The organism is Rubricoccus marinus, from assembly GCF_002257665.1.
In the GTDB taxonomy this organism is placed as follows: domain Bacteria; phylum Bacteroidota; class Rhodothermia; order Rhodothermales; family Rubricoccaceae; genus Rubricoccus; species Rubricoccus marinus.
On the sequence record NZ_MQWB01000001.1, the window covers coordinates 979,286 to 1,000,847 of the forward strand.

The 21,562-nt window shown below is 69.5% G+C and carries 20 protein-coding genes; 11 read left to right on the forward strand and 9 right to left on the reverse strand.

What is annotated here, in order from left to right; all coding sequences use genetic code 11:
- Positions 1–2: 2 nt before the first annotated feature.
- Entirely contained in the window at positions 3–419 is a 417-nt protein-coding gene (locus BSZ36_RS19230; protein WP_179271012.1) for a hypothetical protein, read from the forward strand.
- A 1-nt stretch (position 420) separates the two neighbouring features.
- Positions 421–1,614 carry a magnesium/cobalt transporter CorA gene (corA, locus tag BSZ36_RS03860; RefSeq protein WP_179271013.1) on the forward strand — a complete coding sequence of 398 codons (1,194 nt, stop codon included), beginning with the start codon at positions 421–423 and terminating at the stop codon, positions 1,612–1,614.
- A 57-nt stretch (positions 1,615–1,671) separates the two neighbouring features.
- Here corA and BSZ36_RS03865 read toward each other — a convergent pair whose 3' ends face one another.
- The 7 genes from BSZ36_RS03865 to BSZ36_RS03895 form a co-directional block, all read right to left on the reverse strand.
- A complete protein-coding gene (locus tag BSZ36_RS03865; RefSeq protein ID WP_094546204.1) occupies positions 1,672–3,834 on the reverse strand; it encodes an FG-GAP repeat domain-containing protein in 2,163 nt (720 codons plus the stop codon).
- 67 nt (positions 3,835–3,901) lie between these two features.
- Positions 3,902–5,566 (reverse strand): YncE family protein, encoded by a 1,665-nt coding sequence (locus BSZ36_RS03870; RefSeq protein WP_094546206.1) that lies wholly within the window; start codon positions 5,564–5,566, stop codon positions 3,902–3,904.
- A gap of 128 nt (positions 5,567–5,694) precedes the next feature.
- A complete protein-coding gene (locus tag BSZ36_RS03875) occupies positions 5,695–6,198 on the reverse strand; it encodes a hypothetical protein (protein ID WP_094546208.1) in 504 nt (167 codons plus the stop codon).
- A 78-nt stretch (positions 6,199–6,276) separates the two neighbouring features.
- Complete coding sequence (locus tag BSZ36_RS03880; RefSeq protein ID WP_094546210.1) at positions 6,277–6,609, reverse strand: hypothetical protein; 333 nt, start codon at positions 6,607–6,609, stop codon at positions 6,277–6,279.
- A complete protein-coding gene (locus BSZ36_RS03885) occupies positions 6,606–6,968 on the reverse strand; it encodes a hypothetical protein (protein ID WP_094546212.1) in 363 nt (120 codons plus the stop codon). The genes BSZ36_RS03880 and BSZ36_RS03885 overlap by 4 nt, the downstream gene beginning before the upstream one ends.
- Positions 6,969–7,040: 72 nt before the next feature.
- Positions 7,041–7,757, reverse strand: coding sequence for an EcsC family protein (locus tag BSZ36_RS03890; RefSeq protein WP_094546214.1), 717 nt, complete (start codon positions 7,755–7,757; stop codon positions 7,041–7,043).
- Positions 7,758–7,764: 7 nt separating this feature from the next.
- Positions 7,765–8,049 carry a polyhydroxyalkanoic acid system family protein gene (locus tag BSZ36_RS03895; RefSeq protein WP_179271014.1) on the reverse strand — a complete coding sequence of 95 codons (285 nt, stop codon included), beginning with the start codon at positions 8,047–8,049 and terminating at the stop codon, positions 7,765–7,767.
- A gap of 342 nt (positions 8,050–8,391) precedes the next feature.
- Between BSZ36_RS03895 and BSZ36_RS03900 the strand changes: the two genes are divergently transcribed.
- From BSZ36_RS03900 to trhO, 3 genes are all read left to right on the forward strand, one after another.
- Positions 8,392–9,498, forward strand: coding sequence for a vWA domain-containing protein (locus tag BSZ36_RS03900; RefSeq protein ID WP_094546218.1), 1,107 nt, complete (start codon positions 8,392–8,394; stop codon positions 9,496–9,498).
- A gap of 206 nt (positions 9,499–9,704) precedes the next feature.
- Positions 9,705–10,691, forward strand: a complete 987-nt coding sequence (locus tag BSZ36_RS03905) for a chemotaxis protein CheB (RefSeq protein WP_094546220.1) — start codon at positions 9,705–9,707, stop codon at positions 10,689–10,691.
- Between the two features lie 91 nt (positions 10,692–10,782).
- Complete coding sequence (trhO, locus tag BSZ36_RS03910) at positions 10,783–11,694, forward strand: oxygen-dependent tRNA uridine(34) hydroxylase TrhO (RefSeq protein ID WP_094546222.1); 912 nt, start codon at positions 10,783–10,785, stop codon at positions 11,692–11,694.
- 97 nt (positions 11,695–11,791) lie between these two features.
- Here the strand turns inward: trhO and BSZ36_RS03915 are convergent, their stop codons facing one another.
- A complete protein-coding gene (locus BSZ36_RS03915; RefSeq protein ID WP_094546224.1) occupies positions 11,792–13,297 on the reverse strand; it encodes a hypothetical protein in 1,506 nt (501 codons plus the stop codon).
- Between the two features lie 78 nt (positions 13,298–13,375).
- On the opposite strand from BSZ36_RS03915, the gene rsmA reads away from it, so the two are divergent.
- From rsmA to BSZ36_RS03940, 5 genes are all read left to right on the forward strand, one after another.
- The gene (gene rsmA / locus BSZ36_RS03920; RefSeq protein WP_094546226.1) at positions 13,376–14,188 is read left to right on the forward strand and encodes a 16S rRNA (adenine(1518)-N(6)/adenine(1519)-N(6))-dimethyltransferase RsmA; all 813 of its coding nucleotides are present in this window, start codon (positions 13,376–13,378) and stop codon (positions 14,186–14,188) included.
- The gene (gene mgtE, locus BSZ36_RS03925) at positions 14,185–15,594 is read left to right on the forward strand and encodes a magnesium transporter (protein WP_094546228.1); all 1,410 of its coding nucleotides are present in this window, start codon (positions 14,185–14,187) and stop codon (positions 15,592–15,594) included. The genes rsmA and mgtE overlap by 4 nt, the downstream gene beginning before the upstream one ends.
- Before the next feature lie 127 nt (positions 15,595–15,721).
- On the forward strand, positions 15,722–16,312 hold the full coding sequence (locus BSZ36_RS03930) for a sigma-70 family RNA polymerase sigma factor (protein ID WP_094546230.1): 591 nt from the start codon (positions 15,722–15,724) through the stop codon (positions 16,310–16,312).
- Between the two features lie 36 nt (positions 16,313–16,348).
- The gene (locus BSZ36_RS03935; RefSeq protein ID WP_094546232.1) at positions 16,349–18,934 is read left to right on the forward strand and encodes a serine/threonine-protein kinase; all 2,586 of its coding nucleotides are present in this window, start codon (positions 16,349–16,351) and stop codon (positions 18,932–18,934) included.
- Positions 18,935–19,002: 68 nt separating this feature from the next.
- The gene (locus BSZ36_RS03940; protein WP_218827543.1) at positions 19,003–19,734 is read left to right on the forward strand and encodes an Ntn hydrolase family protein; all 732 of its coding nucleotides are present in this window, start codon (positions 19,003–19,005) and stop codon (positions 19,732–19,734) included.
- Between the two features lie 32 nt (positions 19,735–19,766).
- On the opposite strand, the gene BSZ36_RS03945 is transcribed toward BSZ36_RS03940, so the two are convergent.
- Positions 19,767–20,774, reverse strand: a complete 1,008-nt coding sequence (locus tag BSZ36_RS03945) for an aldo/keto reductase (RefSeq protein ID WP_094546234.1) — start codon at positions 20,772–20,774, stop codon at positions 19,767–19,769.
- 187 nt (positions 20,775–20,961) lie between these two features.
- Between BSZ36_RS03945 and BSZ36_RS03950 the strand changes: the two genes are divergently transcribed.
- Positions 20,962–21,549, forward strand: a complete 588-nt coding sequence (locus tag BSZ36_RS03950) for an NfeD family membrane protein (protein ID WP_094546236.1) — start codon at positions 20,962–20,964, stop codon at positions 21,547–21,549.
- Positions 21,550–21,562 lie beyond the last annotated feature (13 nt).

Consider the following 21,562-nt stretch of genomic DNA (forward strand, 5'->3'; position numbering starts at 1 on the left):
CCATGCGCTTCGCCTTCGTCCTGATCGTTCTCGTCGCCCTCGGCGGCGTCCTGTTCGCCACCCAACCGACGAACCTGGAGGACATCGAGTTCGCCATCCCGTTCGTCAGCACGACGATTATCGGCATCAAGCTGTGGACCGTTCTCGGCGCGTGGGTGCTCGGGTTGTTCATGGGCTACCTCGCGGCCGTGCCGGGCGCCTTCTCGGCCAAGCGCCGCGCCAAGAAGCTGGAGAAGCAGATGACCGCTGTCCAGGCGCAGGCCGGTGAGACCGCCGCCGACGCCCGCGCCACCGCGGCCACGGCCCGGACGCCAGCGGCCCGCGCGATGGCGAACGAGACGGCCGAGGACGCGTCGGAAACGCAGCGCCTCGCCGACGAGGTTGCCCGCCGCACCGCTTCCATCTCCCGGGACGCCTGAGGTGGCGTCCCCACGTACCAAGCTCAAGTCCGCCACGCTTAAAAAGGCGGCTCGCACGCGGGCCGAAGCCCGCACCGTCCTCGACGAGGCGGAGCGCCTGCTCGGCCTCCCGTTCAAGCTTCTCGGGCGCCCTGGCACCCGGCTGGTCGAGAGCCAGAACCGGAACGCGGGCCGCCCCGCCGGAACGCTCGTCGAGCACCCCGACGCGGAGCCCGCTCGCGCCGAGGTCCGCCACTTTACCGCCGACTGGGCCGAGGCCAAGACGGTTGGCCAGATCGGGACGCCAGAGGCCCTCGCGCTCCGTCGCTTGGCCTCTGGCGAAGGCACGACGTGGATCAACGTGGACAGCGTGCGCGACGCGAAAGCCATCCGTGCCTTGGGCGAGGCGTTCGGCTTGCACCCGCTCGTGCAGGAGGACCTGGGCCACACCAACCAGCGGCCCAAGCTGGAGGTGTACGGCGAGCAGGCCTTCGTGGTCACGCGCATGGTGCTCCCGGAGACCGGCACCGTGGAGCAGGTCGCGTTCGTGCTCGGGCCGGGCTACCTCCTCTCGTTCCAGGAAGCCGCAGGCGACGTGTTCGACCCGGTTCGCCAGAGGATCGAGACCGAGGGCAGCCGCTTGCGCGGCGAGGGCGAGGACTACCTGCTCTACGCGCTGCTCGATCTCATCGTGGACGCGGCGTTTGCAACGGTGGAGAAGCTGGGCGACGCGACCGAGGCGTTGGAAGAGGCCGTGCTGGGCACACCCGGACCGACCGTCCGCGGCGCGATTGCCGGGCTCCGCCGCGAGATCCTCGTGGTCCGCCGTGCGGTCTGGCCGCTGCGCGAGGTCGTCGCCTCGCTCGCCCGTGCGGAGTCGGACTTGGTGACGGACAAAACTCGCCTGTTCCTCCGGGACGTGCAGGACCACGTGGTGCAGGCCGCGGACGCCTTGGAATCCCTGCGCGACGTGCTCGCGGGCGTCTCGGACCTTTACCTCTCGGCGGTCTCCGCGCGCCAGAACGAGGTCATGAAGGCGCTGACGGTGATCGGCGCGGTCTTCCTGCCCATCACGTTCCTGACAGGGCTGTACGGCATGAACTTCGAGAACATGCCGGAGCTGGCCATGCCGCACGCCTACCCCATCTTTCTCGTCGTGCTCGCGGTGATCTCGCTGGGCACGCTGCTCGTGTTCCGCACCAAGCGCTGGCTGTAGACATCGTAGGCGGGCGCCTCGCGAAAGGACCCGAGGCCTCCGGCGCCAGAGGCCGTGCTACCGTGCCAGCGTGACTTGGGCCGACGCGAGCCCTTCGAACTGGAGCAGGTACACGCCCGCGGGCGCATCGCTGCCCGAAGCGTCGCGGCCGTCCCAGGTGGCATCGGCGGAGGAGACCACCACGCGGCGGACCTCGCGGCCTCTGGCGTCGTGGACCACGACCTCGCCGCGGACGGCGCGGCCGAACGCGAGGCGAACCTCGCCCGAGGACGGGTTGGGGTAAGCGTCCAGGCGCAGCAGGCCCGAGGGCGGAGCCACTGAGGCGGTCGTAAACGTGTTGGCCCAGTACAGCAGGCCGCCTGCGTCGCTGCCCGCCACGAGGTCCACGAGCCCGTCGCCGGTCAGGTCGGCCGCGCGCGGCACGATGGTGAGGCGCTCGGCGTCGATCTCGCCAGCGGCTTGGTAGGCTGGTGCCGTCGCGCTGCCCACGTTGAGGTACACCGCGATGTCGCCAGGGGAGGAGCCGATCAGGATGTCGAGGTCGCCGTCGCCGTCGAGGTCAGCGGCGCTCGGGGCGCTCTCCTGGCCGACGTCGTCCGTGAGGCCGAGATCGTCGCGGAAGGCGAGGTCGGCGGGGCCAGGCGTGCCGTTGCTGGCCGTCGCGAAGGAGGCGGCCTCTGGCGTGCCGGCGTTGCGGTACAGGAACACGCGCCCGTTGCTCTCGCCGACGAGCAGGTCGAGGTCGCCATCACCGTCGATGTCCGCGAGATCGGGCTTCGCGTACTGCCCGGCGTCGATGCCGGCGTAGCGCTCGTCGCGGAGTTCGTAGACGGGCGCCGTCGCCGTGCCCGTGTTCTCGAGGAACGCCAGCCGCCCGTTGAAACCGCCGACGAGCAGGTCGAGATCGCCATCGGCATCTAGGTCCCCGAATGTGGGCGCGTAGCCGCCGAAGTCGTAGTCCAGCGCGAGCCAGTCCGGGTCCGTCAGCGCGAACCGGGGCGCGCCAGAGGTCCCGGTGTTGGTGTACAGCGTGAGGTTGGCGTCCGTGTTGCCGTCGCCGACGATCATGTCGAGGTCGCCGTCGCCGTCGATGTCCGCGAACGCCGGGACAGAGCGCCGGCCGTGGTCGATGCTGCGCAAGAGGCGCGTCGTCTGGATCTCGAAGGCCGGGTCCTCGGGCGTTCCGGTGTTGAGGAAGCTGACGATGTTCTGCGTCGGCGTGCGCGAGGTGACGCAGAGCCCGCCAAGGACGCCGACCACGAGGTCGAGGTCGCCGTCGCCGTCCGTGTCGCCAAAGGCCGCGGCGTTCTGCCCGCCCGGCGTGCTCGTGCCGGGGAACGACTCCGAGACGAGGTCGAACGCAGGCGCCTCTGGCGTGCCGATGTTGAGGAAGTAGAAGAGGTTCTCGCTGAAGAAGTCGCCCCAGAACAGCTCGGGGCCTCCAGACCCGGTGATGTCGGCCAGGGCGAGGGCGTTGGCGCCGTGGCGCGTGGCGCGTCCGGCCTCTGGCGTGATGCCGTAGACCGATCCGTAGGCGTCCCTACACTGCGGGCTGCCCTCGTAGATCTGAATGCCCTGCCACTCGGTCGTGATAAGCGAGAACTGCGGGATGCCATCCGCGAGGCCGACCATCTCGTAGAACGAGATCGTGCCCAGGTCCGCCTTGCCCACGATGAGGTCGAAGTCTCCGTCGCCGTCCACGTCCGAGAGGTCCGGTACGCTCGTGTCCTCGATCTGCACGATCTCGCCAGAGGCCAGGAGGAGCGGCTCGGCGCGGAGCGTGAACTGGGGCGACGAGGCCGTGCCAGTGTTCTCGAAGTAGCGCGCCTGTCCCGGGGCGCCTCGCGTGAGCAAGTCCGGGTCGCCGTCAGCGTCGATGTCCGCGAAGCGGTACCACGGGCCGGGCGTGATCCCCCCCAGCTTGCCCGTCTGCCACACCCAGCCGTCCGCGGTGTTGGCGTACACGTCGATGCCCGCGCCGCCGGTCGTGATCGTCAGGTCTGGCCGGCCGTCGCCGTTGAGATCGGTGAGTTGCGGGACCGGTGCCCAGTAGCCGCCGGTAAACGGCAGCGCCAGAGGCCCATCCGCGCCCTCGACCGGGAACGGCGTGGCGGTACGGACCAACGCCTCTGGCGTAAACGAGGCCTGTGCCATCGCGGGCGGCGCCGTGCTGCACCCGGTGGTGAGAGCGAGCAGGAGAAGCGGGAGGACGAAGCGCATCAGAGACGGGAGAGGGGCGAGGCCTCTGGCTCCAGAGGCTGAGGGCGCCAGGGGCGTGGAAGAGGGGCTAGCGCGGCTCGTAGAGCGCGAGGCCGGAGGCCCAGCGGCCGGTCTGGATCACGGCGATCAGGCTGCCGTCGCGGGCGTCCAGCATGGCGACGTTGCCGTAGAGGTCGTTGGGCTCTGGCGTGCCGTCGGCCTGGATAAAGCGGATGGAGGGCGTCCACGCGATCTCCGGCATCACCATGGCTGGCGTGGCGCCGGGGCTCGCGGCATCCGCGTCGTGGTCCATGCCCTCGTGATTCATCCCACCGTGGTCCATCTCGCCAGAGGCCTCTGGCGCTGCGGGTGGCATCGCGCCCATCATCATGGCGAAGTTGCGGCTGGAGACGAACAGCGTGCTGCCGTCGGCGGAGAGGGCGGAGCCGTGGACTTGGCTAAAGGGGAGCCCCGCGCCGCCGATCGTGCGCGTGACGGTGAGCGCCGCAGGGTCCACAACGGTGACCGTGTTGGAAAGCCGGTTGGGGACGTACACGGCGCTCCCATCCGGGGCGTAGACCGGGTGCCACGGCTGATCGCCGGTCGGGACGCTCCCGCGGACCGTCAGATCGCCAGAGGCGGTGTCGAAGTCGAACACGTAGAGCGCGCCGCCGGTCTGCGAGGTGAGGACGACCGTCTCGCCATCGGGAGAGACGGCGTAGTGCACAAAGGCGAGCGTGCCGGGCACGAGTTCCTGATCCACCAGGTCGCCTGTGGCCGCCTCGAAGACGTAGGCGGGCGTGGCGCCGCTGGTGGCGGTGAGTCCGGCGGTGAACACGTAGCGGCCATCGCGGCTGACGCCGAGCGCGTGCGGGTGCACGTCGGGCGTCTGGATGGTCTCGAAGGCGAGCGTGGAAGCGTTAAACCGCGCGATGCCGGACGATGTCGGGTCGGCGGAAAAGGACCGGCCGGCGAAAAGGCGCTGGTTCGCGGCGTCGAACGCCAGCATGCCAGGCTTCTGGAACGTGGCGTCGCCAGAGGGCGGCGTCTCGCTCGCGAGGAGGTAATCGGCATCGGCCGGGTCCATCGTGAGGCTCGACGAAAGCTTGAGCACCGAGCCTCCGCCGTCGCCCGCGATCAGCGCCACGTACCACGCACTGCCGTCGGGCGTGGCGATGACGTGGTGCGGCTTGGCGTCCGCTGGCTGTCCCAGCGCTTCGAAGTACACGTTGCGGATGATCCTCTGGCGGTCCACGTCCACGACCGAGACGCGGCCCGCGAGCTGGTTGCAGATGTAAAGCAGACGCGTGGCGTCCGCGTAGGCGGGCTGGCCGCTGGCGTTGGGCGCGCCGGCTTCGATCCAGCGCCGGATGTAGCGCTTCTCGTCGTCCTGAAGCGAGAGGAGTCTGGGAAACGGGTTGACGCTGTCGTCCGTGAGGGTCTCCTCCGCGAGACGCACGAGCAGGCTCGCGTCGGCGTCGAAGGGGATCAGGAAGCTGCTCGGTCCGGCATTCAAAAGCGCCGCATAGGTCACATCCGTCACCTCTGGCGCGAGCGCCTGCCGCGTGTTCAGGATCGGCCGCACGTAGCGCTCGAAGTTGAGCTCCGTGATCCCATCGAAGTCGACCGTGTCGGGGTCGATTACCGGCTCCGGGCAGTCCACGCCGCCGGGGCACTCCGCCAGAGGCGCCGTGGAATCACAGCCTGCGAGCGCGACGGCGAGAAAGGCGGGGAGGAGGACGAGCAGTCGCATGGGATCGTGCGGGGGGGCAGGCTGCAAGATCGGGGCTGGCGGGGCGCCGTGCCGTAGGACCCCATCAAAGAACGCCTCTGGCGCGGGCGTCGCGCCAGAGGCTGATGGGGTGGCCGGACGTCGCCGCGTTACGCGGGCGCGTCGCCTTTGGAGAGGTCCGGCGCGATGTTCGCCGACCGGCTCTCGGGGTCGCCGATGGTGCCGTCAACGTCGGTCGAGATGCCCTCGATTTCGTCGGGGCGGGAGCCGCCCTGGAGCGCGATGCCGGCAGCCTTGAGGTAATCGCCCAACCGCGTCAGCGGGCCGACGAGGTGCGCGGCGTCGAGGGTGCCGGCGGCCTCGCGGGTGTGGGCACCCAGCGTCTCCATCGTTTTGCCGATGTCGGCGCCAGAGGCGGGGCCGTCCTGCGTCTGGCCTTCGAGTTGGAGTGCGAGCCGGTTGAGCCCGTCGCGGATGCCCTTGAGATCAGGCCGGTCCTCGGCCTCAATCTTGGCGATCCAGCCTCTGGCGACGCTGACGCCGCTCTCGCGCGAGAGCGTAGAGGTCAGGCCGTCCTTAAAGGCTTCGAGTGTGCTGAAAATGGAGATGCCGTCCTCGGTAGGGCGGTCTTCCTGGGGGACGTGTTCGGACATGAGAGGGGAGAAAGCAGAAGGGAGGCCTCTGGCGGGAGCCGTCTCGCGCCAGAGGCTGAAAACAGAAGGGGAGCGCGGCTAGGCGCCCAGCATGGACGCGCCGCGGTCGAGCGCCGCGCCGAGAGCCTGAAGCCGACCGGCCAGCGCCCCATCGCCAGAGGCGGAGTCCACCGTCGCGGTGGAGAGGTCGCGCAATGACGCACCGATGGCGCGGCCGTCGAGGCGATCCGCGCGCAAGAGGCCGCCGAGGTGCGCCAGGCTGCTGGAGATCTCAGTGAGGCCGGCGTCGGCGCACGCGGCCTGCCAGTGGTCAATCAGGCCGAGCGCCGTCGTGGGCGTAATGCCCGTCAGGCCGCTGGCGAGAGCGGACTCGGTGCGCGCGAGCGCATCGACGTGAGGAGTCTCGCTCATGCGTTGCCGCCTCGGAGGGCGGAGCCGGCGTGGCGGAGAAGAGAGCCGAGACGCTTGAGGCTGTGTTTCAGCACCTCCTCAGCGTCGTCGGCCGAGGCTTCGGTCATTTCGCCAAGGCGCACCATGATCTCGCCGACCTGGTCGCCGTTGACGCCCTCGCCGGTAAGCGAGGCGTGGAGCTCGCCGAGCCCTTCAGCGATCGGGAGGAGGCCGCTCTTTTCGGTCGCCTCGATCTCGCGCTTCCAGTCGTCGATCCGGTTGACGGCTTTGGAAAGCGAGAGCTGGCCGATGCCACCTTCTAGGTCGTCGATTGTCGCCTGAAGCTCGATGTTGTGGGTGTCTGTGGGGATGGGGTCCATGAGAGGGGAGAAGCGAGGGGAAGAGAAATGGGTGCCAAAGGCCCGGCGTGTCCGGGGCCTCTGGCGAGAGGCCTATGCCTCGGAAGGCTCCGACGGCGCGGGGCTGGGAGTGTTCTCCGGTAGGCCGTCGCCAGAGGCCGGCGGGAAGCCGGACGGCTGCGGGATGCCGCCGTCGTCCAAGAACATGTCGAGGGCGTTGCGAGCTACCTGCCGCGTCGTAAAGCCGTCGCTGAGCGCGCCGATCACGCCGCCCACGAGGGGCACGCCGCGCAAGAGGCGCCGCTTGGCGACGGAGCTCGCGGCCTTTTTAGCGCCCCACTTCGCGGCGCCGGCGGCGACGGAGATGGCGGCGTTGAGGCCCTTCTCGGCGAACTTGAGGCCGATGCGGTCGAAGGTTTCCTGCTCGGCGTCGCGGACGGGGCCGCTGGCGGGGTCCGGCGAGGCGCCGATCAGGCATTCCAGCACGCGCGACCGGATCAGGTCATCGGAGGGGTCCTTGCCTGCCAGCGCGGCGACGCTGGCGGCCATGTGGATCTGGAGCATCGCCACGCCGCCGAGGTTGGCCGGGAGCGTGATCGGCAGCGTGAGCCAGCCGCCGAGGCCGCTGGCGAAGCCAGTCGCGCTGGAGAGCGCGATGTGCGTGTTGACGAGCTTCTCGGCGCGCTCGCGCGGGGAGTTGGCCTCGTCGTTGAAGCGGGCAGCAAAGGCCTCAGGCGTGCCGAGAACGGGGAGGCCGTCGATGGCGCGGGGATAAAGGCGGTCGAGGACGAATTGGCGAACGGCTTGCATGACGGGTTCAGGCGGGATGGGAGAGGGCGCGGTCGAGTTCCCTTTCGATCTCTCGGTGGAGTTGGTTGCGGAACGGGCGCGCGAGCAGGCCGAGCGAGGCGGTGACGCGAACGTCGTGCTCGCCCACAGCCAGTTCGCCTTTGACGCCCGCGCCGCGGACGCGGAGCTGATCGCCGGACCACTCGGAGCGGATCCGGTATTCGTCCTTCAGGCGCGCGGCGACGGCGTCGGCCGCGCGGCGGGCGCCGTCACGGCCGAGGGTGTGGGGACGGGTGAGATCGATGTCGGGCACGACGAGCGGAAGAGAGGGGACGTGTGCAACGCGCGGCCTCTGGCGGGGTTCGAAGGGATGAGGGATGAGGGATGAGGAGGGGCGCCGCCCGATTTGTTCCGCCTCTGGCGCCAGAGGCCGAGCGCGGCACCGAACGGTTTAGGACCTGGACCCGACTGGCACGGCTCCTCGCGGCTACCCCTACCGCATCACGCAGTACGCATCCCACCCGAAGCGCCAGAGGCCCGCCCGGCTACTATCTCCCAGTCCCTATCTCCCGGCGCCCAGTCCCCAGTCCCCGCCAGAGGCCGGAACGCCTCGGCCTCTGGCGGGTGCGAGAGACACACGAGACCGCACACGACGATGAGGATCCGCTACGGCCCCTGGGACGACGAGCGACACGGCGACAACCGCCCCGCGTTCGACAAGCTTTACGACCTGTTCCAGCAGCTCTTGCTCCACACCGGCGGCGACGCTGATGAGGCGCTCCGCTGGCTGACCGCGCTAGACGAGAAGTACGGCCTGACCGACGATGAGATGGGCATGGGCGACTTCATCGAAGAGCTCAAAAACCGGGGCTACATCGACCGCGACGAGGAGACCGGCGTGGTCCAGATCACCGCAAAGGCCGAACGCGGCCTGCGCGAGCGGTCGCTGGAGGACATCTTCGACCAGCTCAAGAAAGGAGGCAAGGGAGACCACAAGACGCCGTTTTCGGGACTGGGCGACGAGCGTCAGCCCGAGACGCGCCCGTACGCTTTCGGCGACGACGTCTCCAACCTCGACGTGACCGGCACGCTCTCCAACGCCTTCCGCCACGGCTCCGGCATCGGCGCCGACTTTCGCGTGCGCGAGGACGACTTCCAGGTCTTCGAGACGGACCACCACGCCAGCATGGCGACGGTCCTGATGATCGACCTTTCGCACTCGATGATCCTCTACGGCGAGGACCGCATCACGCCCGCCCGAAAAACGGCGCTGGCGCTCGCGCAGCTCATCACCACGCGCTACCCCAAGGACACGCTGGACATCGTGGCCTTTGGCAACGATGCATGGGAGGTCGAGATCAAGGACCTGCCATACCTCAACGTCGGCCCGTTCCACACCAACACGCGCGCCGGGCTCCAGCGCGCCCGCGACATCCTTCGCCGGCGGAAAAACCGCAACAAGCAGATCTTTATGATCACCGACGGCAAGCCGTCGTGTCACTTCGAGAACGGCCGGATGTACCGCAACGCGTACGGGTTGGACCGAAAGATCATCAACAAGGTGCTGGACGAGGGCGCCATCTGCCGCCGCGAGGGCATCCCGATCACGACGTTCATGATCGCCAAGGACCCGTACCTCCAGGGCTTCGTCCGCGAACTGACCGAGGTAAACCAGGGCCGCGCGTACTACGCCGGCCTGGACGACCTGGGCGGCTTTCTGTTCGAGGACTACGTCCAGAACCGCCGCAAGACCGTGCGGTAGCCGAGGCCTCTGTCGCGCCGCCAGAGGCTCTGCGTCAACACCCGGGCTCGGCTGTTCGGGCCCGGGCTTCTGGCGCGAAGGCGGGCCCCTAGTGGGATGCAGGATGGGCCTCGTGCTCGCGCCAGAGGGCTCGGCGCCAGAGGAGAACTGAACCGCAGACCGGGTCGCGCGTCTGCTGGCCTGCCCCTCATCGCTTTTCCTCTCCCATGCCCGTTCCGGATCGTCTCGTCGCCATCGGTGCGTCTGCCGGCGGCGTCGAGGCTCTCGCCAACTTCCTCGTCCAACTCGACGCGGACTTTGTAGCTCCTATCGTCGTCGTGCTGCACGTTGGGGCCACCGCCAGCGGCGAGTTCGTGCGCGCGCTGGACCGCTCGGGGCCTCTGGCGGTCACGCTGGCGAAGGACGGCGAGCCGCTCCTGGGCGGGCATGTGTACGTCGCTCCGCCGGATCATCACCTTCTCGTCTCCGGGAGGACGTGCGTGGTGGCGCACGGGCCGAAAGAGAACCGGTCACGCCCGGCCATCGACCCGCTGTTCCGGTCCGCGGCCGTCGCCTACGGGCCGGGAGCGCTCGGCGTGCTCCTGACGGGCTACCTAGACGATGGCGTGGCCGGGCTGGGTGCCATCTTGCGGATGGGGGGCACGGCGATCGTGCAGGATCCCGCCGACGCCGACTTCCCAGACCTCCCGCGGAACGCGCTCGCGCGGCTCACCGTGGACCACGTGTTGCCAGTCCTGAAGATGGGGCCGGTCGTCCGTCGTTTGATCGCCGCACCCATGCCCGCAGAGCCTGCCCACGACGACACCCGCGAGGGTCTCGTCGCCGAGACGAAGATCTCGACCGAGGCCGAGAGCCACGTCGCGCGAGAGGAGCGCCTGGGCGATCTCGCGCCGTACGCCTGCCCCGAATGCCACGGGCCACTCTGGAAGTTGGACGATCCCGACGTGCGCCGCTTCCGCTGCCACGTAGGCCATGCGTACACGGAAACCACGCTGGCCGATGCGCAGGCGGACGCGACCGAGCGTGCGCTGTGGGCCGCGCTTCGGTCGCTGGAGGAGCGCGCCAACCTCCTCTCCTCCATGAACGAGGACGCGCGCGAGCGGGGGATGGGCATCGGAGGGTTCGAGGAGCGCGCCGCCCAAGCCCGGGAGCACGCCGACCAACTCCGCAGCCTCCTCCTTCAGGGCCAGTAGGGTTTTCCTCTTGCGCTTCGCGGCCCGAGGGCTCGTGCGGCCCGAAGTTGGCCTCTGGCGCCCGCCGCGCCTGGACCCGCTCGGACCCGCTATGTACCTCGTCGCCGCCTTCTACCGCTTCTCCTCGCTGCCCGACTTCGAGGCCCTCCGCGCGCCGCTGCTCGCGCTCTGCCACGACCGCAACGTGCGCGGGACGATCCTGCTCGCGAAGGAAGGTGTCAACGGCACCATTGCGGGCCCGGCCTCTGGCGTCCACGCCGTGCTCGCGCACCTCCGGGCCGACCCGAGGCTGGTCGAGTTGGAGCACAAGGAGTCGCACGCCGAGACACAGCCGTTCCGCAAGATGAAGGTGCGCCTCAAGAAAGAGATCGTCACGATGGGCGTGCCCGAACTGGACCCCAACGAGACCGTCGGTACCTACGTCCCGCCAGAGGCCTGGAACGACCTCATCTCAGACCCAGACGTGGTCCTCATCGACGCGCGCAACGACTACGAGACGGCCATCGGCACGTTCGAAGGCGCCATCGACCCGCACACCAAGAGTTTCCGCGAGCTGCCCGGCTGGCTGGAGGAGCAGGAGGCGCTCAAAGAGAAGCCGCGCGTCGCGATGTTCTGCACCGGCGGGATCCGCTGTGAGAAGTCCACGGCGCTGCTCCGCGCCAGAGGCTTCGAGGACGTGTACCACCTCCAGGGCGGCATCCTCAAATACCTCGAAGAAGTGCCGGAGGAGGAAAGCCTCTGGCGAGGCGAGTGCTTCGTGTTTGACGAACGCGTGAGCGTCGGTCACGGCCTGGAGCCGGGCGATTACGTCCTCTGCCGCGCCTGCGGCGATCCGGTCTCGGCGGAGGACCGCGAGAGCCCGCAGTACGAGCGCGGCGTGAGTTGCCCCCGGTGCCACGACCGCTACTCCGAGGAGGACCGCGAGCGGTTCCGCACGCGCCAGAGGCAGATGGACGCGGAGGGGAGGGGGCCTGCCTCTGGCGCCAGAGGCGAACCCGCGTAGGGGCGAGGTTCGCCTCGCCCGTGCAGCACCAGTCCCAACAGGGCGAGGCGAGCCTCGCCCCTACACGATCTGCCTTCTGCGGCCGGCCTCTGGCGGCCTACTGGCCCCCAACGCTGCGGCGGACGGCACGGCGCGGTCCCTCGCGTACCTCATCCCCGGCCGGTGCCGGTGCCGCCGTGCGCTCGCCGGTGCTCGGCGTCGCGCCGTAGAGGCCTGCGGGCTGCACGCCGTACGGCTGCGCGTCCTCGTTCCGCGGCAGCGGCACCATGCGCACGTCGTACTGCATCTGCGGCGCGAAGTTGGCGATCGCGACTGTCCCGCCGTCTGTGTTGCCGCCGAACATCCGGCGCACATCGTTCATGACGGTTGGCTGGGCCTGCACCTCGCCAGAGGCCTGCACGCTTTGCAGCGGCGCGAGGACGACGGGGATCTGCGGGTCGAAGGCCACGTTGCCGCTCATCGTCGCGCTGAGGTCGTCCTCCACGTCGTACAGGTCGAGGACGAGGTAGCGCGGGTTCGTCCCGAACTTGCCGGCCACGACCGCGGCCTCTGGCGCCGACTGGTTCCACAACGCACCGTTGAGGAAGAACAGGTTTTCGCGGATGGTGAGCTCGCCGCTGTCGCCGTCGGGCCAGTCGTGCTGGAAGACGCCGCCGGGGTTGTAGGCGAAGAGGTTGCGCTCGAACGCCGCCGCCGCGAACGACTGATCCGTGTGGAGCTCGATGGCCGAGACGTTGGACGAGGTCTGGTCCGGGTTGTACGGCCAGTTGAGCACGAACGAGTTGTGCCGCACGACGAGCTTGCCGAACGTCCGCAGCTTCGAGGGGTAGATCTGCGTCTCGAACGCGAGGAGGTTGTTGAGGAAGAAGTTGTTCGTGATGTGGACCTCCGCCTCTGGCGAGGCCGGCGTGATGGTGAGGCGGACCGCCGCGTGCGCGCCGTTGAGGAAGATGTTGTCCGCGACCGTCAGCCGGTTCACCGTCGCGCGGCCGAACGACATGAGCGGGTAGCTCCGCGACTGCCCTTTGAGGATGCTGTTGGTGCGCGCGTCGTACGCGTTGGACGGCGCCGCATCCAGGACCAGGCCGCTCACGACCAACTCGTTGAGCACGGACTTGTCCGTCATCTGGAAGATGTCGCCATCGCGGCCGTAGACCGTCGTGAGGCGGACGGGGAAGCCAAACGGCTGGCGCCCGGAGAAGTCATCGTTGAAGCCGCCGAGCACTTTGAGCGTGCCGTTCGGGCTCTCGATCTTCGGCACCTTCCAGACACCAGAGGAGAACTGACCGGTGTACTCGCCGCCTGCGATGCCGACGAGGACGGTGAGCCCGTCGGTCTCGTTCATCAGCTCGGCCGCTTTCTCCAGGCCGCGCCAGAGCTTGCGCTCCACGAAGATGGTGGAGCCGTTCGCCTTGCTCTCCGCCGCCGTGTAGGCCGGCGTTCCACGGTCGGCGACGAGCACGAGGAGGGTGGAGGCGTCGGCCTCGGGCAGGCCCGGGTAGGCCTCTGGCGTGATGGGAGCCGCGGCGGCGAGCGCCAGCGGCGCGGCGGCGAGCAGCGCCAGAGGCGCGAGGAGTAGAAGGAAAAGGCGTCGGGTCCGCATAGCGAGGGGGGAGGGGGCTACTCTGCCATGCGTCGTTCGGCGCCGCACCGGACCATCTGCCCCTCCCTCGTTTCCGCCATGTCCGTCCGTCCCAAGAAAGGCCTGGGCCAGCACTTCCTCGCCGAGCCGTCGGTCGTCCGCCAGATCGTGGACGCCGTGAACGCGCCGCCAGAGGCGCAGGTCGTCGAGATCGGCCCCGGAGAGGGCGCCATGACGGGTGCGCTCCTGGCGCGCTACCCGGACCTCATCGCGCTGGAGATCGACGGCGAGGCGATTGCGCACCTCCGCCAGAAGCACCCCACGCTGGACCTCCGCGAGGGCGACGTGCTGGACGTGGATTGGGCCGCACTCGCGCACTCGGCCGGGGCCGCCGCCGAGGCCTCTGGCGCCAGAGGCGAGAGCGCCGCGCGCCTCCACATTGTCGGCAACTTGCCGTACTACATCACCTCGCCCATCCTCTTCTCGCTCCTGGACGCGCGCGAGCACGTCGCGCGGGCGGTCGTGATGGTGCAGAAGGAGGTCGCGGACCGGATCGTGGCGCCCGAGGGGAGCAAGACGTACGGGACGCTCTCGGTGTACTTCGCGCTGCTCGCGCGCGCCGAACTCCTCTTCGACGTGGACCGCCGCGCCTTCCGCCCGCCGCCCAACGTGGAGAGCGCCGTCGTCGCGATTGACTTCACGAACCCGCCAGAGGCGGGGCTAGATTCCGCCGCGCTCCGCCGCGTCGTCCGCGCGGCGTTCGGGCAGCGCCGCAAGATGCTGAGGAACAGCCTGAGGCCTCTGGCGCAGGAGACGGCGCGCGAGATCCCCGAGTGGGCCGCGACGCTGCGCCCGGAGCAGGTCTCGCCCGCCGACTTCGTCCGCCTTACCCACGCCTTTTTTTCGCCGTGACCGAGCCCACGACCCTGCCCGCGCCAGAGGCCCCGCCTGGGTCCGGCACCGCCTTCGAGGTCGACGACGAGCTCGTCCGCAACGTCGGCGTGCTCGTGGACGAGGGGCAGCGCGGCATGGTGCTCAACCTCGTCGCCGACCTCCGCCCGGCGGACCTCGCGCGGATCGTGGCGCACCTGCCTCTGGCGGACGCGCGGACGCTGTTCGACTGGATCCCGAGCGAGCAGACGGCCGACGTGCTGCCCGAGCTGGAAAGCGCGCTCCGCGGCGACCTCCTGGACGACCTCACCTCGCCCGAGATCGCCGCGCTCCTGGACCAGCTGGAGACCGACGACCAGGCCGACGTGCTGGGCGACCTCGCGGAGACCGACTCCGCGATGGCGGACGCGGTCCTGCCGCAACTGGAGGACGCCGCCGATGTCCGCCAGCTCCTCACCTACGGCGACGAGACCGCGGGCGGCCTCATGTCCACGGAGTACGTGGCCGTGCTGGAAACCGCGACCGTCGCCGAGGCCACCGAAGAGGTCCGCCGCCTCGCCGAAACGCTGGACGACGTCTACGTCGTCTACACCATCGACGCCAGAGGCTGCTTTGTGGGCTTCGTGACGCTGAAGCGGTTGCTCCTGGCGCCCTCGCGCACGCCTCTGGCGAAGATCGCCGAGACCGACGTGGTAACGGTGGAGGCGGACCTGGACCAGGAGGAAGTCGCCCGCATCATGGAGCGGTACGACCTCATCGCGCTGCCGGTCGTGAGCGCGAATGGTCACCTCCTGGGCCGCATCACGATTGACGACGTGGTGGACGTGATCCGCGAGGAGGCCGAAGAGGACCTCCAGCGCGCGGTCGGTATCACCGGCGACGAAGAGATCTCGTCCAGCATCTTCGCGGTGTCGCGAGGGCGCCTGGTGTGGTTGCTGCTCGGCCTGGGAGGCGCGTACATCTCCGGCCTCGTCATCGTCGGATTCGAGGACGCGCTGCAAGTCGCGCCCGTGCTCGCGCTGTTTATCCCCATCGTGATGGCGATGGCCGGCAACGCGGGGATTCAGAGCAGCGCCATCGCCGTGCAAGGCCTGGCCTCTGGCGACATCTGGCGCTCCGACCTCGTGCGGCGCATCGGCAAAGAGCTGGGCGTGGCGCTGATCAACGGGTTGGTCCTTTCGGTTGCGCTCGCGCTCATCGTCGTCGCCAGCGGCTTCGGCGACGACACGTCGCGGCTGGCCCTCACGGCCGGGCTCGCGCTCATGGTCGTGATCGTGCTCTCCACGCTTGTCGGCGCAACGGTGCCTCTGGCGCTGTCCCGCATTGGCATCGACCCCGCGCTCGCGATGGGGCCGTTTATCACGGTCTCGAACGACATCCTCGGCCTGACCATCTTTTTCGCCGTCGCGACCGTCTTGTACCTCTAGCGACCGCTCCTCCGGCGGCGCGCCGGGTGAGTCCTCGCGCTGGCGGATCAGGCGGGCCTCTCGCGAGGGGCCCGCCGCACGATCGGCAGGCGCTCGTCGTTTATTGAGGGCGATCCCACCTCACATCATGTCCCGCCCGCCCGGCCCCCCGCTCACCGAAGCCCTCCGCCGCGCGCAGAGCGGCGACGAGGTCGCGATGGACTCGCTGCTCCCGTTCGTGTACGACGAGCTCCAGTCTCTCGCGGCGCAGCAGCTCCGGCAGGAACGGTCCGCGCACACGCTCAACGCGACGGCGCTGGTACATGAGGCGTACCTCAAGCTGATCAACCAGCGCGACGCCAGCTGGCAGAACCGCGCCCACTTTTTCGGCATCGCATCCATCGCCATGCGCCGCGTGCTGATCCAGTACGCCGAGCGGCGGGGGGCGGCCAAACGGGGCGGGGGCGTGGCCGCGGTCACGCTAATCGAGGACGGCATCGCGCGAGAGGCCCCTACCGAGCACCTGCTCGCGCTCGACGAAGCCCTGACGCGCCTCGGCGTGTTCGCCGAGCGCGCTGCCCGCGTGGTCGAGATGCGCTTCTTTGGTGGCCTCAGCCAGGACGAGATCGCCGAAGCCCTCGGCGTCTCCGTCCCCACCGTGCAGCGCGATTGGAAAACCGCCCGCGCGTGGCTGGCCCGCGAACTGAGCGACGACGTGTTCACGCCAGAGGCCTCCTGATCTCTCCTGCGGCCCTCGCCGCATTCCCCTCCCCGCATGACGCCCGACCTCTGGTCTAGAGTCCAGGACCTCTTCCTCGCCGCGCAGGAGCAGCCTGAGGCGCAGCGGGCGAACTTCGTGCGGCGCGAAGCGGCGGGCGACGAGCCTCTGGCGCGCGAGGTGCTCTCCCTACTGGGTGTGGACGCATCCGGCGTGCTGGAAGGCAGCGCAGTAGAGGCGCTCGGTGACGAGGGGCTGCGCGAGATCACGAGCGGGCTGGCCGTCGGCGAACGCCTCGGTCCGTACCGGATCGGCGAGGAGATCGGGCGCGGCGGCATGGGCACCGTGTACCGCGCCGAGCGCGCCGACGGGGCGTTCGAGCAGACCGTCGCGCTCAAGCTGGTCAAGCGCGGGATGGACACGGACGCCGTGCTGCGGCGCTTCGAGGCCGAGCGGCGGATCCTCGCGCGGCTGGAGCACCCCGGCATCGCGCGGCTCCTGGACGGTGGGCAGACCCGGGACGGCCGCCCGTACCTCGTCATGGAGTACGTAGAAGGCGAGCCGATCACGGACTACTGCGACCGCCAGAGGCTGGGCGTGGACGCGCGCCTCGCGCTGTTCCGACAGGTGTGCGAGGCCGTGCAGTACGCGCACCACCGGCTCGTCGTCCACCGCGACCTCAAGCCCGGCAACGTGCTCGTGGCCTCTGGCGACGCCGGGCCCCGCGTCAAGCTCCTCGACTTCGGCATCGCGCGGCTGCTCACCGACGATGCGGAAGAGCCGCTGACGGTCCTCACCGCGCCCGGACAGCTGTTGCTCACGCCCGAGTACGCCGCCCCCGAGCAGGTCCTCGGCGGCACGATCTCGACCGCGACCGACGTGTACGCGCTGGGTGTGTTGCTCTACGAACTCCTTACCGGCCGGCGCCCGTACACGTTCGACGCGCGTACGCCGGGCGTGATCGAGCACGTCGTGGCGACGGTCCAGCCGCCGCGGCCGAGCACGGTGGTGGGCACGCCGCCCGACGCGCCCACGCCGCCAGAGGCCTCTGGCGAGGCGGACTCCGCCAGAGGCGCTAGGCCGAGCGGCACGCAAAGCCTCAGAGGCGACACGATGGACACGCACGGCTCCACGGTGGACCGCTTGCGTCGGCGCATCGCGGGGGACTTGGATGTGATCTGCTTGATGGCGCTCCGAAAGGAGCCGGAGCGCCGGTACGCGTCGGTAGAGGCGCTCGTGGGCGACCTCAAGCGCCACGAGGAAAGCCTGCCGGTTCTCGCCCGGCCGGACACGGTGGGCTACCGCGCGCGCTCGTTTGCCCGCAGGCACCGCGTGGGGCTCCTGGCGGCCGCGACCTCTGGCGCGGTGATCGCGCTCGTGACGGCGGCGGCGTTTGTGCGCGTGGGCGCGGAGCGCGACCGAGCCGAGACCGAGGCGCAGACGTCCTCGGAGGTGTCGGCGTTGCTCGCGGGCATCTTCACCGGCGCCGATCCCACACAGACGCGGGGCGCCGACGTGACCGCGCGCGAGTTGCTCGCGGCGGGAATCGACCGCGTGCGAGCCGATCTAGCGGACGAGCCCGAGGTGCAAGCCCACATGCTCCACTCCATCGGCGACGTGTACTCCCGCTTGGACGAGTTCGAGGCGGCGGAGAGCGCGCTCGATGAGGCGCTCGCGTTACGCCGAAGGGTGCACGGGACGAACCACCCCAACGTGGGCGTAACGCTCGGCGCGCTCGGTCACTTGTACGAGCGGCAGGGGCGCTACGCCGACGCCAGAGGCGTCAACCAGCAGGCGTCCGATATTCTCCACGAGCACGCCGGTACGCACAAGGCCGAGCTCGCGGATGTGCTCCACAACCTCGCGCACTCCGAGATGCGGCTTGTCGAGGTGGAGAGCGCTCTGGCGCACATCGAGGAGGCCATCGCACTCAAGCGCGAGGTGTTTGGGCCGCGCTCTGCCGAGGTCGCGTACAGCATGAACGTGCTCGGCGACGTGCTGAACTTCGCGGACCGCCTGGACGAGTCCGAGGCCGTGCACCTCGAAACGCTCGCGATCCGCGAGGAGACCATCGGGACCGAGCACATGCACACGTCCCACACGTACCACAACCTCGCGGCGACCTATCGCGAGATGGAGCGCTGGCCCGAGGCCGAGCGCTTCTACCGCGAGGCGCTCCGCGTCAAGCGCATCCATTACGGCGAGGGCGGGCTGGAAACGGCGCAGACGGTCAGCCAACTCGGTTACTCCGTGGCCATGCAGGGCCGGTTCGATGAGGCGGAGCGGCTGCACAGCCAGGCGATCGCTACGGTCGGGCGCGTGGGCAACGCGAATGGCTCCATCGTGGCGCCCATGCTCGCCCGGCGCCGGGAGGTGCTGATGGAGGAGGGGCGGTACGCCGAGGCCGAGGCGGCCGGCCGCCAGGGGCTCCGCCTCTGGCGCGAGTCCATCGCCGAGCCGACGCCCTGGGTGCCCCGCTGGGTGCTGGGTATCGGCGCCGCCGTGGCCGCCCAGGGCCGGAACGCCGAAGCCGCCCGCCTCATCGAGCAAAGCCGCGGGCTGTGCAGCAGCCTGGCGCACGAGCGCCAGCGGCTCACCTGCGTTGCCGACGCCGACGCCGCGGCGGCAGACCTCGGCGCCTGAGAGCGCCTCGCCCCCAGTGTCTTGTCATCGCGAGCGAAGCGCGGCGATCTCGCGACGCCGACGCAGGCTTGGCGGAATGCCGTATCGCCGCGCTCCTCGCCAGAGGCCTGGCCTCTGGCGCCATTCGCGCGAGCTGGCCGCCAGAGGCCGCATCCACGGGGCGCAAACTGGCGATCTTCAGCGCCCTCTTCCCTCCCGATATGTCCACGCTTACTGCCGTCCGCAAAGGAAACGTCGTCGCGATCGCGTCCGAGGCGCTCACCACGTTTGAAGACACGCGCCTGCCGTTCGACAACGACGCGGCGCCCGAGAAGATTTTCGCCGTCGAGACGACGCAGGGCACGGCGTACGTGGGCGTGGTCGGGTACACGGCGCACTTCCTGGTGCTCAAGCAAGCCCTGGAAGACTTCTCCAGCAGCGACGAGGGGCTGGACCTGTCCTCGCGAGAGGCCGTCTTCGAGACGTTCCGCCAGCTCCATCCCATCCTGAAGGAGAGCTACTTCCTGCTCCCGGAGTCCGGCCAGGAAGGCGACCCGTACGAGTCCAGCCAGGCCTCGGTCCTGATCGCGAGCCCCGGCGGCATCTTCGGCGTGTACGACATGCGCGAGGTGCACGGCTACAAGCGCTACTGGGCGATGGGCTCCGGCTACCCGTACGCCCTCGGCGCGATGTGGGCGCGCTACGACGACCTGGAGCCGGGGCCTCTGGCGACGCTCGGCGCCGAGGCGGGCATCGCGTTCGACCGGTCGAGCGACGGCCCGGTCATGGTCTACGAGGTCGCGCTCGCACCAGGCGAGTAGGAGGTGCGGCCGGTCGCCTCTGGCGCCAGAGGCTAGGCGAGGATCGCGTCGATGCGCGCGATCTCGTCCTCCGCCAGAGGCGGCTGGGACAGCATCGCCACGGCCTCCTCGATCTGCTCCGCGCGGCTGGCGCCGATCAGTGTGGACGTGACCTCGGGGCGGCGGCGCGTCCACGCGAGCGCGAGCTGCGCCATGCTCTGGTTGCGCTCACGGGCAATCTCGCGGAGTGCGCGGACGATTCCAATGACGTCGTCCGTTACCTGGTCCTCGCGCAAGAAGCCCGAAGCCTTCGCGGCACGCGAGTCTTCCGGAATACCGTCCAGGTACTTGTCGGTCAGAAGTCCCTGCGCCAGAGGCGAGAACACGATGGCGCCGACGCCCTCGTCTTCCAGCACGCCAAACAGCTCGGCCTCTGGCGCGCGCTCCAACATGGAGTACTTGGGCTGGTGGATCAGGAGCGGTGCGCCCATGTCTTCCAGCAGTGCCGCCGCCTCGCGGGTGGCCTGGGGCGGGTAGTTGGAGATCCCCGTGTAGATAGCCTTGCCGGCGTGGACGGCGTGGGCCAGCGCGCCCATCGTTTCCGCCAGAGGCGTCTCGGGGTCGTAGCGGTGGCTGTAGAAGATGTCGACGTAGTCGATCCCCATGCGCGAGAGGCTCTGGTCCAGACTCGCGAGGAGGTACTTCCGCGATCCCCACTCGCCGTACGGCCCGGGCATCATGCGGTAGCCGGCTTTGGTCGAGATGAGAAGCTCGTCCCGGTACGGCGCGAGGTCTTCGGCGAGGATGCGGCCAAAGGTTGCCTCGGCGGAGCCAAACTCGGGGCCGTAGTTGTTCGCGAGGTCGAAGTGCGTGATGCCGAGGTCGAAGGCGCGGAGCGCCATCGCGCGGGCGTTCTCGTAGGGGTCTACGCTCCCGAAGTTGTGCCAGAGCCCGAGCGAGATCGGCGGCAGCTTGAGTCCGCTCTGGCCGCAGCGGACGTACTCCATGCTGCTGTAGCGGTCGGCGGCAGGGGCGTAGGGAGGAGCGGACCGATAGAGCATGGGGAGGGGGGCGTCTGGCGCCAGAGGCTACGGCCGTTGCGGGGCGCGCACCAGGACTTGGACGCGCCGGGCTAACGCGGCAAAACCGGAGCGGGAGCGTAACCCTCGCGCGCGCGCGCACGTACGCGGGACCTCACCCCACGGCGCCCGTCCGTACCATGTCCGGCGCCCCTTTCCCGCACCGGCCATGACAACGATTTACTGGTTTTGCCTCGGCGGCGGCCTCGCGTTTTCTCTGCTCCTGGTTCTGCTGGATGGCCTCCTCGACGGCGCGCTGGAAGCGCTCGACGGCGCCATCGACGCGTTCGACATCGACGGCGTGTTCGACCCGCTCTCGTTCGTCGCGGGTCTGACCGTCTTCGGCGGCGCCGGGCTCGTTCTCGACGAATACGTCGGGCTGGGCACCACGCCAGAGGTCGTCATCGCCGCGGCCGTCGGGCTGGTTTCCGCGGTGGCGCTCCACCTGGTCTACGTCAAGCCGATGAAGCAGAGCGAGAACAGCACGGGCTTCTCCCAGGCGGAGTACGTCGGCAAGACCGGCGAGGCGAACACGAGCATCCCCGCCAGCGGCTACGGGGAGGTGGTCGTCAAGATGGGCGCCAGCACGACGTTCCAGACCGCAGCCTCGTTTGACGGCTCGCTCATCCCCGACAGCACGCCCATCGTCGTGGTAGAGGTCGCCCGCGATGGCACGCTGCTCGTCGCGCCGCTCACGCAAGAGGAGCACTCGCCTCTGGCGGAGGCGCCGCCCGCCCGCCTTCAGACCGGCGTGTGATCCCCGCCTCTCG